Annotated in this window: 13 protein-coding genes; 12 read left to right on the top strand and 1 reads right to left on the bottom strand. The window is 31.2% G+C overall.

Annotation, left to right across the window (positions count from 1 at the left end):
• Position 1 precedes the first annotated feature (1 nt).
• The 6 genes from B806_RS0100200 to B806_RS0100225 are packed head-to-tail and all read left to right on the top strand — an operon-like array spanning position 2 to position 5,838.
• The gene (locus B806_RS0100200; RefSeq protein ID WP_017387453.1) at positions 2-913 is read left to right on the top strand and encodes a glycosyltransferase family 2 protein; all 912 of its coding nucleotides are present in this window, start codon (positions 2-4) and stop codon (positions 911-913) included.
• Positions 910-2,019: a glycosyltransferase gene (locus tag B806_RS0100205; protein ID WP_017402476.1), complete on the top strand. Its 1,110-nt coding sequence runs from the start codon at positions 910-912 to the stop codon at positions 2,017-2,019. The genes B806_RS0100200 and B806_RS0100205 overlap by 4 nt, the downstream gene beginning before the upstream one ends.
• The gene (locus B806_RS0100210; RefSeq protein WP_017387451.1) at positions 2,016-3,107 is read left to right on the top strand and encodes an EpsG family protein; all 1,092 of its coding nucleotides are present in this window, start codon (positions 2,016-2,018) and stop codon (positions 3,105-3,107) included. The genes B806_RS0100205 and B806_RS0100210 overlap by 4 nt, the downstream gene beginning before the upstream one ends.
• Positions 3,104-3,877 carry a glycosyltransferase family A protein gene (locus B806_RS0100215; RefSeq protein WP_017387450.1) on the top strand — a complete coding sequence of 258 codons (774 nt, stop codon included), beginning with the start codon at positions 3,104-3,106 and terminating at the stop codon, positions 3,875-3,877. The genes B806_RS0100210 and B806_RS0100215 overlap by 4 nt, the downstream gene beginning before the upstream one ends.
• Positions 3,874-4,647: a glycosyltransferase family 2 protein gene (locus B806_RS0100220; protein WP_017387449.1), complete on the top strand. Its 774-nt coding sequence runs from the start codon at positions 3,874-3,876 to the stop codon at positions 4,645-4,647. The genes B806_RS0100215 and B806_RS0100220 overlap by 4 nt, the downstream gene beginning before the upstream one ends.
• Before the next feature lie 18 nt (positions 4,648-4,665).
• A complete protein-coding gene (locus tag B806_RS0100225; RefSeq protein WP_017387448.1) occupies positions 4,666-5,838 on the top strand; it encodes a nucleotide sugar dehydrogenase in 1,173 nt (390 codons plus the stop codon).
• Positions 5,839-5,865: 27 nt separating this feature from the next.
• Here the strand turns inward: B806_RS0100225 and B806_RS0100230 are convergent, their stop codons facing one another.
• A complete protein-coding gene (locus B806_RS0100230) occupies positions 5,866-6,396 on the bottom strand; it encodes a DapH/DapD/GlmU-related protein (protein WP_017402477.1) in 531 nt (176 codons plus the stop codon).
• A gap of 122 nt (positions 6,397-6,518) precedes the next feature.
• Here B806_RS0100230 and B806_RS0100235 point away from each other — a divergent pair, with 122 nt between their 5' ends.
• The 6 genes from B806_RS0100235 (at position 6,519) to galE (ending at position 13,284) form a co-directional block, all read left to right on the top strand.
• The gene (locus B806_RS0100235) at positions 6,519-7,382 is read left to right on the top strand and encodes a hypothetical protein (protein ID WP_017387446.1); all 864 of its coding nucleotides are present in this window, start codon (positions 6,519-6,521) and stop codon (positions 7,380-7,382) included.
• 325 nt (positions 7,383-7,707) lie between these two features.
• The gene (locus B806_RS0100240) at positions 7,708-8,328 is read left to right on the top strand and encodes a sugar transferase (protein ID WP_025466067.1); all 621 of its coding nucleotides are present in this window, start codon (positions 7,708-7,710) and stop codon (positions 8,326-8,328) included.
• 24 nt (positions 8,329-8,352) lie between these two features.
• Positions 8,353-9,228 carry a UTP--glucose-1-phosphate uridylyltransferase GalU gene (galU, locus tag B806_RS0100245; RefSeq protein ID WP_016142570.1) on the top strand — a complete coding sequence of 292 codons (876 nt, stop codon included), beginning with the start codon at positions 8,353-8,355 and terminating at the stop codon, positions 9,226-9,228.
• Positions 9,229-9,345: 117 nt separating this feature from the next.
• Entirely contained in the window at positions 9,346-10,608 is a 1,263-nt protein-coding gene (locus B806_RS0100250; protein ID WP_017387444.1) for a nucleotide sugar dehydrogenase, read from the top strand.
• Positions 10,605-12,275 (top strand): glucose-6-phosphate isomerase, encoded by a 1,671-nt coding sequence (pgi, locus tag B806_RS0100255; protein ID WP_017387443.1) that lies wholly within the window; start codon positions 10,605-10,607, stop codon positions 12,273-12,275. The genes B806_RS0100250 and pgi overlap by 4 nt, the downstream gene beginning before the upstream one ends.
• Complete coding sequence (gene galE, locus B806_RS0100260) at positions 12,268-13,284, top strand: UDP-glucose 4-epimerase GalE (RefSeq protein WP_017387442.1); 1,017 nt, start codon at positions 12,268-12,270, stop codon at positions 13,282-13,284. The genes pgi and galE overlap by 8 nt, the downstream gene beginning before the upstream one ends.
• The last annotated feature ends 32 nt before the right edge of the window (positions 13,285-13,316 follow it).

Genomic DNA, 13,316 nt, shown 5'->3' on the forward strand with positions numbered 1-13,316 from the left:
AATGCTCATATCTGTTATTATACCAGCTTATAATGCTTCTAAAACTATATATAAAACTTTAGATTCATTGCTAGAGCAAACTAGATCTGATTTTGAGGTTCTAATCATAGATGATGGTAGTGTTGATAATACATATGATGTATGCACAGCTTATACAAAAGAAAAAAATTTTAAAGTAATTAAACAGAAAAATAAAGGAGTAAGTGCTGCAAGAAATTTAGGTATAAATAATGCCAAGGGCGATTATTTATTATTTATGGATGCTGATGATTTTATCTCTAAATCAGCTATAAATGAAATTTATAAGCATTTAGAAGAGAAAAACGACTCGGATATAGTTTTCTTTAATTATTGTATCAAAAATCAAAATGAAGAAATACCTGTAAGTTATTTAGGAGAACTAGTTAAAGATAAAATTATTACAAATATTATGAAAGGAGACGTTAGAGGATTTGTTTGGAATAAAGTGTTTAGGAAATCCTTTATTCAAAAAAACAATTTATTTTTTAGCGAAAATTTGAAATATTGCGAAGATGAGGAATTTTTACTAGATTCAATTTGGTTGTCCAATAAAATTTCTTATTTAAATGCACATCTGTATTATTACGTACAACATGAAAACTCCTTCACAAACCAAAAAACAGATGATTTTTATATTAATAATTTTTTACCTTATATTTTGCTGGTAGAGAAAAAGCCTTACTTTAAAGTTTATGGGAAATTTCTTATATTGAAAGCTGCTAGATTAAGATTATATCGATTTAAAACTTTTGGAAATTCTGAGAGTGAGTTAAAGAAATATATAGAAGATTTTTCTTTATCTCTATTTGACAGAGATTTTTCGTTTCGAGAAAAAATCCTATATTTAGTTGCTATGAATAACTTATTAATGAGAGTGTATTGTTCTAAATGAAAAAAAAGGTTCTCTTTATTGTAAATTCAATGCGTGCAGGCGGAGCAGAAAAAATCTTAAGTGACCTACTTGAGAGATCTGAGTATCATTTAAATTATGAAATTGATTTATTAATTTTTGATAAAGATGGACCTTTCTTGTCGAAAATCCCTTCTGATAAAGTTAAAATTTATAATTTTAAGAAAAATGATAGTAAATTAAAGTGGTGGATTTTAAAAAAATTATATAAATATACTGGGATAAAGATATTTTTTAATAAAAGAGTAAAAGAGCTTATAAAAGGAAATTATGATTGTATAATTTCTTTTGTAGAGGGTATTCCTGTTTTTCTACATAATTTTTTAATAAGTAAAAGTAAATTAAATTTAACTTGGGTGCATAATGATTTTATTACTAATCATTGGACACAAGTATTATTTCATAAAAATGATGAAAGTAATATTTATAGTAGAATGGATAAGATAATTACAGTTTCAAATTCTGCTTTAGAAAGTTTTAATTTGATATATGAAAATAATGTAAAAAAACAAGTAATATATAATTTTGTTATAAATAATCAATATAAGTTAGTAAAAAAATCAAATATATTTACTTTATGTACTATTGGTAGGCTTGAGGTTATAAAGAATTTTAATTGCCTAATTCGTGCGTTAAAAATTGTAAAAGACCAAGGTTATATTTTTAAATGTTATATAATTGGTGAGGGAAGTGAACGTCAAAATTTATTAAGAGATATTGAAAAACTTGGTCTATGTTCGGAAGTTATCTTAACAGGTTTCTTAATGAACCCAGCCGAATATTTAAATAATTCTGATATATTTATATCAACTTCATTTAGTGAAAGTTTTTCTTTAGCTATAGCTGAAGCACTAGTTGCAAATAAGCCTGTAATTGCTTCTAAAACTATTGGTGCATGTGAGTTGTTGAAAAACGGTCAATATGGAATTTTATTCGATATAGATAATGAGAAAGAACTCGCAGAAAGGATTATAGATTGTATGGTTAATCACAATACTTTAACTAATTATCAACTAAAGAGTAAAGAAAGAGCAGCGATTTTTGCATTTGAAAATTTTGTACAGCAATTACAACAGGTTTTAAAATGATATATTTAGGAGTATTTTTCTTTTGTTTCCTATACCTTTATGGTGTTGAGAAAATAAAATGTAAAAATTTCTTTACTCAATTAATAGTATGGTTTCCTGCTATTTTAGTATATTTTTTACCTATTGCTTTTCAAAAGGGTGTTGGTACAGATTATTATACATATTATGATTATTTTTATAATAACGAGCATACTTTTTATTTAAATAAAAATGAATTTATTTATTATTATATAGTTGAAGCTTCTAAATTTTTTAATATTCCGCAACTACAATTTGTATTAATTAGTTTTTTACAAACTTTTTTATTTTTTTATGGTATGTTCTATTTAAAAAGATATAACATACCTAGTTGGTTGTATTTTACTTTATTTTTTTTAGTTACGGGGATTTATCACAACCAAATGAATGGTATAAGACAATATGTGGCTCTTTTGTTTTTACCAATAATTGCTTGTTTATGCTTTGAAAAAAAGTATATTAAGTCTTTGTTTTTGATTTTTATTAGTACTATGTTTCATTTTTCAGTACTATTGCCTGCATGTTTTATTTTATTTTTAAGTTTTATTTATAAAAAAATCTCTAAAAAAATAGTATTCTTGATATTCTTTGGTAGTATCTTTTTCTATTATATAGATTGGTCTAGTACTATTTTTGATTTCCTTCAAAGTAAAGATTATATTTATGCAAATTACCAAGACTCAGATTTTAATGAATCTAAAACTTTCTTAGATTTATTTTTAAAATTTATAAGTCTTCCATTTATTTTAGTTTTTTGGTTTTTTTATCTTAAGAAAAATACATATTATAATAAGGAAGTTGCAAAAAATGAGGAAAGCTTTTTTAATTATATGGTTCTAATTTGGGCTTTAACTCATTTTATGTTTTTAATGTCGCTTCATTTAGGGATGGCTAATCGAATTTATTTGTATTTTGTATTATTTATTATTTTTCCATTTATTTATATATATAAACAATCTAAGAGAATATTTTTTCTAATGATATTAATGTATTTCTTGTTTTATTTTCTTAAAGTAACTTTTTTTGCAAAAAATGAATATTTGTATTATTTTAATGGTGCTTGGTTATGAGTCTGAATAATAATGTTTGTGTTTTATTGTCTACTATGGATAATAAATTACCATTATTTTTTAAAAAAAATAATGGTAATACTGTAGTGATTAATCAAACCAAAGATCTAGATTTTACTGACCCTAGCAATATTACTTTTTATAATTTTAATGAGAAAGGGTTATCTAAAAGTAGAAATAGAGCAATTTCATTGGCAAATGATAAATATTGCTGTATCGCTGATAATGATATCTACTATGTGACCGATTATAAAGAAAAAATTCTAAATTTTTTTAATACTATTCCTGATGCTGATATTTTAGTATTTCAAATTTACACTCCAGAAGGTTATCCATATAAAACTTATAAAGACTATATTTATAAAATGAATAAATTTTCAATTATGAAAGTTTCTTCAGTTGAGATTGTATTTAATAAAGAATCTATCCTTAGTAAAAATATTGGTTTTGACGAAAGGTTTGGACTCGGCAGTTTTTTTAAATCAGGAGAAGAAAATATTTTCTTGTCAGATTGTTTGAAGAGTGGTTTAAATATTTATGCGGTTAATCAAAAGTTAGTTTTTCATCCTTTCGAGAGTTCTGGAAAAATAATAAATGATAATTTCTTTTATGATAGGGGAGCTGTATTTTTTAGAATATATGGTTTCTTAATGGCAAATTTATTATATATTTATTTTTCTTATAAAAAGTCTAGTAAGAAAAGATATTTTTTATCGAACTTATTTCTTATGTATAAAGGTCTATTTAACTATTTAAAGGTGAAAAAATGAATTTAGTTTCCATCATTACACCTTCTTATAATTCTGCAAAATTTATTGGTAAAACAATTGATTCTGTTATTTCGCAAACCTATAAGAACTGGGAAATGATTATTATTGATGATTGTTCTACAGATAGTTCTGCTGAGTTTATTAAAACTTATGAAGAAAAGGATAGTCGTATTAAATTAGTTCAGCTTAAGGAAAATTCCGGTGCTGCTGTGGCTCGTAATATAGGAATACAATTAGCCCAGGGGCGCTTTATAGCTTTTTTAGATAGTGATGATAGTTGGCTACCAGAAAAACTGGAACGACAAATAGATTTTATGCTATTTAATGATTATTCATTTACCTATACTTCTTACTTAAAAGTTGATGAAGGAGGTAAAGTTTTAGGGATAGTACCTATTCCGAATAAAATAAATTATTCTGAATTATTAAAAACATGTGTAATTGGATGTTTAACGGTAATATACGATACAAAAAAAATAGGTAAACAGGAATTTCCTCTTATTCGTAAACGTCAAGATTTTGCCTTATGGTTAAAAATTCTTAAAAAAGTAAATTATGCTCATGGTTTGCAAGAAAATTTAGCAAATTATACTATTCGTTCTGACTCAATTTCAGCTAATAAATTTAAAGCAGCTCAATATAATTGGTATTTATATCGGTATATTGAAAAATTATCATTATTTGCTAGTTTTTATTACTTTTCGCATTATGCTATCAGAGGCATTATTCGCAGTAAATTTCCTAAAATGGCGCTTTTTTTCAAAATTTAATATTGTAGGTGAATAATCATGTCCAAGATGATAACTGTAGTTGGTTTGGGTTATGTCGGGCTATCTAATGCCATACTTTTGGCTCAGCATAATACAGTATTTGCTATAGACAATAATGTTGAGCGTATAAAACTTGTTAATGATAAAAAATCTCCCATACATGATCGAGAAATTATTGATTATCTTAAAACAAAAAAATTAAACCTTCAGGCAACGAATGATTGGGAAGAGGCCTATCGTTCTTCTGAAATTATTATCATTGCTACACCAACTGATTACGATGAAGATAAAAATTATTTCAATACTTCATCTGTGGAGTCAGTTATTAAAGATATTTTATCTGTAAATATGAATGCATTAATAGTTATTAAATCTACAATTCCTGTAGGCTTTATTAATAATGTAAGAGAAAAATATAAGACAAATAATATTATATTTTCTCCTGAGTTTCTCCGGGAAGGAAAAGCTTTGCATGATAATTTATATCCTTCGCGTATTATAGTAGGTGAACAGTCGGATAGAGCTCAAGAGTTTGCTGAGTTATTATATCAAGGTGCTATTAAGAAAGATACGCCGATTCTATTAACTAATTCTACAGAAGCTGAGGCAATAAAGTTATTTGCTAATACTTATTTAGCTATGAGAGTTTCTTTTTTTAATGAATTAGATACATACGCTGAATTAAAGAATTTAAATACTAAACAAATTATTGAAGGTGTATGCTTAGATCCTAGAATTGGAAATTATTATAATAATCCATCTTTTGGTTATGGTGGTTATTGTTTGCCTAAAGATACTAAACAGCTATTAGCTAACTATAATGATGTTCCTAATGATATTATTGAGGCTGTTGTAAAAGCAAATGCCACTAGGAAAAAGTTTATTGTACAAAACATCATAGAAAAGGGTGCGCAGGTAGTAGGGGTATATCGCCTAATAATGAAACATGGTTCTGATAATTTCCGTTCTTCCGCTGTACAAAATATTATAGATAAGCTTATTGAAAATAAAATAAAAGTTATAATTTATGAGCCTAGTTTAACTATTAGTGAATTTAATAATTGTTTAATTGAAAATAATATTAACTCTTTTAAAGACCAAAGTGATATTATTATAACTAATCGCTTGGAAGATGATCTTTTAGATGTTCTGGATAAAGTCTATACGAGGGATATTTTTAATAACAATTAATCATAGTTTTGAAAGTGGATTAAGTCTTCAACACTTTATCCACTTGTTATTTATTACATTTATTTCTACATCCTTTATTATCTTAGCTGGATTACCTACTACCACTTTGTTTTTTTCTATATTTTTAGTGACAATGCTGCCCGCACCGATCATTGCTCCTTCACCAATTTTAATATGTTCAAGAATACAAACTTGAGGACCAATATAAACATTATCTTCAATAATAGCAGCCCTATTCGATAAACTCCCGATTGTTGTAAATTGTGAAAAATTACAGTTATTTCCTATAGTAGCAGAACCATAAATAATTAGTGGACCACCATGACCAATGTATAAGCCGTACCCAATTTTAGCTTTGTAATTAATATCAATACCCGTCTTAAATGTTTTTCTAGCTAAAATTAAGCGTGCGAATTTAGAAAGAACACCTTGTGAAGATGCTAATCTTAACCATACAGTATAATTAAAACCCCTATTTAAGAAATAACATTTAAGAAAAAGTAATATTGAAACTTTTCCATAATATCTATATAGATCACTTTTTATATATTGAAACATTTAATCTTCTCTTGAAAAGATAGGGAAATTTATCTATATGTAATCAAATTTACAAATAAATATCTTCTTATTCTCGAAGAAAGTATAAAATATTTAAAAGTGTAAATTTGTGACTATTAGTAATGAAAATTAAGTTATTGTTTATGAGTTTAGCTATATTGTTACCTTTAAATAGTAATGCTTTTACAATATATAGTTTTGTTCCTTTTAGGTATCATGTTGATAAGTATGGAAAAAAAGTGGATGGTTATTCACGAGCACAACAAGCTCTTTATGAGGTTGGAACTAAACAAATAAAAGTTTTGTATGAAAATCAATTTTTGACCAATAAACAGCCAGACGTAGAAAAGATAAAGAAAATTGTTGAAGATACAAAGAAAAATCCAGAAATACCAATTTCTTTTGATATAGAGGTTGGCAATGATAGAAAACCAGAAACTGTCCTTCCTGTTGTTCTCAAAACTTTAAAACTTTATCATTATCTAGGTGGGCAAGCTAAAGTAGGCGTTTATTCTCTATTACCTGTTAGTACGGAAGGTGAAATGCTTTCAGATGCTAGAATACCAGGTTATCAACTTCTTAATAAGAAGTATGAACCAATTGCTGAATTGGTAGATTTTTTAAGTCCTGTAATCTATAACTATAATATTCGAGATCCCAAAATTTGGAAAAAAATAATTGATATTAATATGGCAGAAAGTCATAAGTATGCTAACAAATATAATCTAAAAATATATCCTTATATAACAGCTAGTTATTATTTCCCGGAAAAAGATCCTAAAACAGGCATGCGTTATGTGGAAGCCTTAACAGATGTAGAGATGCGTGACCGACTGCTTTATTTCAAGCAGAAAGGAGCGGATGGGGTTATTCTATGGGAAAGTTCTGAAACTAGGCAAAAGGATGGGTCAAAGCCTTTAATGGATTTCAAGTCTAATTGGGCGAAAGGAGTGTCTGATTTTATTCAGAAAAATAGTTTAAAATAGATCAAGAGCTCATATTCGGAAGTTTATTTCTAAATGTCTCTACAGGTGTCTTAAATGTAGGGAAAATTTAAGATATGGATTATTTTTAAATAAGAAATACTTGTTTTTATTAATTATTTGTTTTTTTATGTAAATTTTTTACTGGATAACTAAATTTACAAGATTTGCAAGGGAAGATATATGAGAATGTTTTATAATAACGTCCTCTAATATCTAACCATCTTTTTACCTAGTTTGTAAGAAAGGTAATAATATATAGTTTAAGTACTATTTAATTATTTATATGTTTTTCTTAGGAAAGATTAAAGAAAGAGTGAATGAAAATATGAAGCGTCTAGTAGACATTGTGATCTCTTTAGTAGCGTTGATTGTTCTATCGCCAATATTTCTGTTAGTTGCTTATAAGGTCCGTAAAAATTTAGGTTCACCCATATTCTTTTATCAAGAAAGGCCTGGAAAGGACGGAAAATTATTTAAAATGATTAAGTTCCGTTCGATGAAGGATGCTTTTGATGCAGAAGGAAATCCGTTGCCAGATGAGGCACGTATTACTCCATTTGGTCAAAAATTGCGCTCTACAAGCTTAGATGAAATGCCGCAACTTATTAATGTACTGAAAGGTGACATGAGTGTAGTTGGCCCACGTCCAATGCTTAAAGACTTTGTTGCATTATATTCACCAGAGCAGGCACGTCGTTTAGAGGTGCGTCCTGGAATGACAGGTTTAGCTCAGGTAAGTGGCCGTAATGAACTCGATTATGAAGAGCGATTTAAGTGTGATGTGTGGTACGTCGATAATCATAATCTTTGGGTCGACTTTAAAATTATGTTTAAAACAGTCAAAGTGATGACTAAACGTGAAGGCATTAATGCGCCAGGGCATGTTGGACCATCTTTATTTAAAGGTAATGATGCTCCAGAAAATGTTGATTCTTCTGTAAAGTAAATTTTATATCTTGAAATCTTTATTATGATCAAAAAAGCAGTTTTACCAGTAGCCGGTCTAGGCACACGTTTTTTACCAGCAAGTAAGTCAATTCCAAAGGAAATGGTGACCGTTGTTGACCGTCCAGCCATTGAATATGTAGTGCGTGAGGCAGTTGAAGCAGGAATTGAGCAAATTATTTTGGTGACTCACTCTTCAAAAGCGTCAATCGAAAATTATTTTGATCGAAACTTTGAATTAGAAACAACATTAGAGCAAAAAAAGAAATTTGATTTACTTGCAGAAATTACCCAAATTGTTCCACCCCATGTGAGTGTTGTAAGTGTCAGACAACCTCAGCCTTTAGGGTTAGGACATGCGGTTTTATGTGCAAAGAGTATTGTTGGCCAAGATGATTTTGCTGTTTTATTACCTGATGTTTTGGTAAAAGACGACTCGGGGCGAAATGATTTGACCCGTATGATTGCACGTTATGATGCAGTGCAAGCCGCACAAATTATGGTAGAAGCTGTACCTGATAACCTTGTTGATCAATATGGGATTGTAGATGTAGACCATAGTCCTAATGAAGGTGAAAGTGTTGCCATGCAAGGCATTGTTGAAAAACCTGCTGTTGGTTCTGCACCTTCAAATCTTTCTGTAGTTGGTCGCTATATATTACCTGCAAAAATTATGCACCTTTTAGAAAATACGCCAAAAGGTGCGGGTAATGAAATCCAGTTAACAGATGCGATTGCGATGTTACAAGAAACAGATACTGTTGAAGCCTATCGTATGCAAGGCCAAACTTTTGACTGCGGTAGTAAGGTTGGTTATTTAAAAGCTGTATTACATTATGGAATTCAGCATCCTAAATTAGGGTCAGAATTTAAACAGTTAATTCAAGAGCTTAAGTTGTAATATTGTGTAGTTCTACTTAAGTATTTGTAAAAACTGCTGAATATAATAAACAATCAATATATTCTCTTCCCTTAACGGGAAGAGAAATCTATAGAATATTAAAAAATCAGGTGTGCAATGAAAATCGCAGTGTTTGGAACTACCTTACACGCTGGTGTAATGGCAGCATTACTAGCTGAATATGGCAATCAGATTTATTGGTGCACGAGTGTCACCTGCGAAGAAAATATTTCTGTACTTTCCTATCAAGATCAAGAAGTTAATAATTATTTAAATAAGCAAAGAAGATCGGGTTTTCTACAAGAAAGTCCTTTTTCTGCTATTCCACTTGATGTTGAAGTTTATTTATTCTGTTTTAGCCCCACACAAATGCAACTTGCTTTAAATACGGTTGAGAAGTTAAGCCAACGTCCTATTGTTCATCCTAGATTAATGGTAAATGGTTCTACGTTTGGCTTACATGGAACTGATCAGTTAAAACAATATTTACCAAAAGACGAGTGGATCTATTTCCCTGATGTAATTCAAGAAGGGAATGCTATTAACAGCGTATTGAATGTAAAACATGTCATTGTTGGTGTTGAGTCCAATCATGCACGGGATACAATGCAAGAGCTGTTACGCCCATTTTTCCGTTTTAGTTATCAATATTTATTTATGCCGATCTTAGACGCTGAGTTTACCAAACTTAGTATTTCTGGCATGTTGGCGACCCGCATTAGTTATATGAATGACTTAGCTATGGTGGCGGAGAAACTCGGTATTGATATTGCTAATGTGAAGCATGGTATTGCGGCCGATACACGTATTGGAGCAGCTTACTTGTCCGCTGGAGTTGGTTTTGGTGGTGAAAATTTTTCGCATGATATTTTAACACTTTCGAGTACTGTATCTGAAACTGGGGCGAAAAGTCGACTGTTAGAGCAGGTATGGGCGATTAACGAACAACAAAAAGAAATTTTATTCCGTAAGCTGTGGAATTATTATCATTGTAATTTGAATGGTAAAACCGTGGCTATTTGGGGTGCATCCTTCAAAGAAAATACCTCAAGCATACATAACTCGCCAATTCATATTTTATTAGCTGCATTGTGGGCGCAAGGTGTAACAGTACGTTTGCATGATCCTCAAGCATTAGATGAAATTGCCGCTACATATGGTGACCGTAAGGATTTAATACTGTGTACTGATCAATATGAGGCTGCTCGAGGCGCACATGCCTTATGTTTGGTTACCGCATGGAAACAGTACTGGAGTCCTGACTTTAAGCAGTTACAACAATTGATGCAACATCCTTTAATTTTGGATGGGCGTAATATTTATGACCCGGCATATGTAAAGGCTAAGGGCTTTGCTTATGAAGGAGTAGGTCGTTTATGAGTAAATCTATCGAGAAATTTCCTAAAGAGTTGGTTTCACCTTTACTAAAATTACAGTTAATGGGTGAGAAAAATTCAAAGTTACACATAAAAGAATTGTTCGCTTCAGAACCAGATCGCTTTCAACAATACTCTATAAAATTTGATCCATTAGTTTTTGATTATAGTAAACATCGTGTGACTAAAGACATTTTGGAACAATTGACTGCTCTTGCGAAAACTAAACAATTAAATCAATGGATTGAACGTCTTTTTTCACAAGACAAAGTAAATTGTACAGAGCAACGTGCAGCAATGCATTGGGCATTACGCTTGCCAGTTGACTATTCGAAGTTTCCAGAGTTAACGACTCAAGTCCATAGCCAGTTACAACGTATGTATGCTTTAGTGGAAAAGATCCATGCTGGTCAATATCGCGGTGCAACTGGTGAAGTGATTCAAGATGTTGTGAACATTGGTGTGGGTGGTTCTGATTTAGGGCCACAAATGGTCACGCATGCGTTGTCAGATTTTAAAGTGAAAACAGCTAAACCTTTAAATGTTCACTTTGTATCGACTATGGATGGTAGTCAGTTATCGGAATTACTCCACCAACTTCGTCCAGAAACTACACTATTTATTATTTCTTCAAAATCTTTTGGAACGATTGATACTTTATCAAATGCCCAAACCGTACGTCAGTGGCTTGAAAAAACTTTGGGAACACATGCCCGAGTTTTAAAAAGTCATTTTGTTGGAGTATCAACAAAAGCAGATAAAATGACTGAATGGGGGATTGCCCCAGAAAATCAATTACTGCTTTGGGACTGGGTAGGTGGCCGTTACTCATTGTGGTCATGCATTGGTTTACCTATTGCGTTGAGTATCGGAGTTGAAGGTTTTCAACAACTCTTAGCTGGTGCTCATGCAATAGATGAACATTTTCAAAATACAAGTTATGAGCAAAATATTCCTGTTTTAATGGGATTATTAGGCGTTTGGAACAATAATTTTTTAAATATTCAAACACATGCCGTATTGCCTTATGATGGTCGATTAAAGTATTTCGCTGCTTATTTACAGCAGCTTGAAATGGAATCTAATGGTAAATCGGTACAACGTGACGGTCAAAAAGTCGAACTCGATACGTGCCCAATTGTATGGGGTGAAGTTGGACCAAATGCTCAACACGCCTTCTATCAGTTATTACATCAAGGAACTCAAGCAGTAAGCTGTGATTTTATTGCGCCAGTCCAACGCTATAACGCTGACCATTTTACCTATGTTGAAAATGCAGACGCTTTAGTTGAACAGCATCATCTTGCATTATCGAATTGTTTGGCCCAATCAAGATTATTGGCCTTTGGTAATGAAGCTTTAGACTCAACTGAATTAGAAAAACTGCCGATTTACAAGCAATATGAAGGTAACCAACCGAGTTCAACCCTATTATTGAAAGAGTTAAATCCATATAGTTTGGGAATGTTAATTGCTTTATATGAGCATAAAGTTTTTGTGCAGTCTGTAATTTGGAATATTAACCCGTTTGATCAATGGGGTGTCGAAAAAGGTAAACAGATTGCTGATCAGCTATTACCTATTTTAAATGGGGTTCAAAATGATCTTTCATCATTAGATGCCTCAACACGTGGATTAATTAAAATATTATTAGGAAAAGTAGATGGCTAAAATCCTAGTTACTGGTGGAGCAGGTTATATTGGTTCACACACCTGTGTAGAGCTTTTAAATGCTGGCCATGAAGTTATTGTTTTTGATAATCTATCAAATAGCTCTGAAGAATCATTAAAGAGAGTTCAGGATATCACACAAAAGAGTTTAGCTTTTGTGCAGGGTGATATTCGTAATGCAAATGAACTTGATCGCGTGTTTCAGGAACATTCAATTGATGCGGTTATTCATTTTGCAGGTTTAAAAGCAGTTGGTGAAAGCCAGGAAAAGCCGCTAATTTATTTTGATAATAATATTGCTGGTAGTATTCAACTCGTTAAGTCAATGGAAAAGGCAGGTGTTTATACACTTGTGTTTAGTTCTTCTGCGACCGTATATGACGAGGCCAATATATCTCCATTAAATGAAGATATGCCAACAGGTATGCCAAGTAATAACTATGGCTATACAAAACTGATTGTTGAGCAATTATTGCAAAAACTGTCAGAGTCAAATTCTAAATGGTCAATCGCATTACTTCGTTATTTTAACCCAGTTGGTGCACATAAGAGTGGCCGTATTGGTGAAGACCCACAAGGTATTCCAAATAATTTAATGCCATATGTGACTCAAGTTGCTGTAGGTCGCCGTGAAAAGCTATCTATTTATGGTAACGACTACAATACTGTAGATGGGACTGGGGTACGTGACTATATCCATGTAGTCGATTTAGCGAATGCACATTTATGTGCTTTAAATAACCGATTAGAAGCGAAAGGTTGCCGTGCATGGAATATTGGTACAGGTAATGGTTCATCGGTTTTGCAAGTAAAAAATACATTTGAGCAAGTTAACGGTGTGCCTGTTGCTTTTGAATTTGCGCCACGTCGAGCAGGCGATGTAGGAACATCTTTTGCCGATAACGCTCGCGCAGTTGCGGAGCTAGGTTGGCAGCCGCAATATGGTTTAGAGGATATGCTTAAAGATAGTTGGAACTGGCAGAAGCAGAATCCTAATGGATATAATTAAATACCAATAAAAAAAGGAGCTTATTGCTCCTT

It is taken from the genome of Acinetobacter sp. TG2027 (assembly GCF_000302435.1).
GTDB classification, from domain to species: Bacteria; Pseudomonadota; Gammaproteobacteria; order Pseudomonadales; family Moraxellaceae; genus Acinetobacter; species Acinetobacter pittii.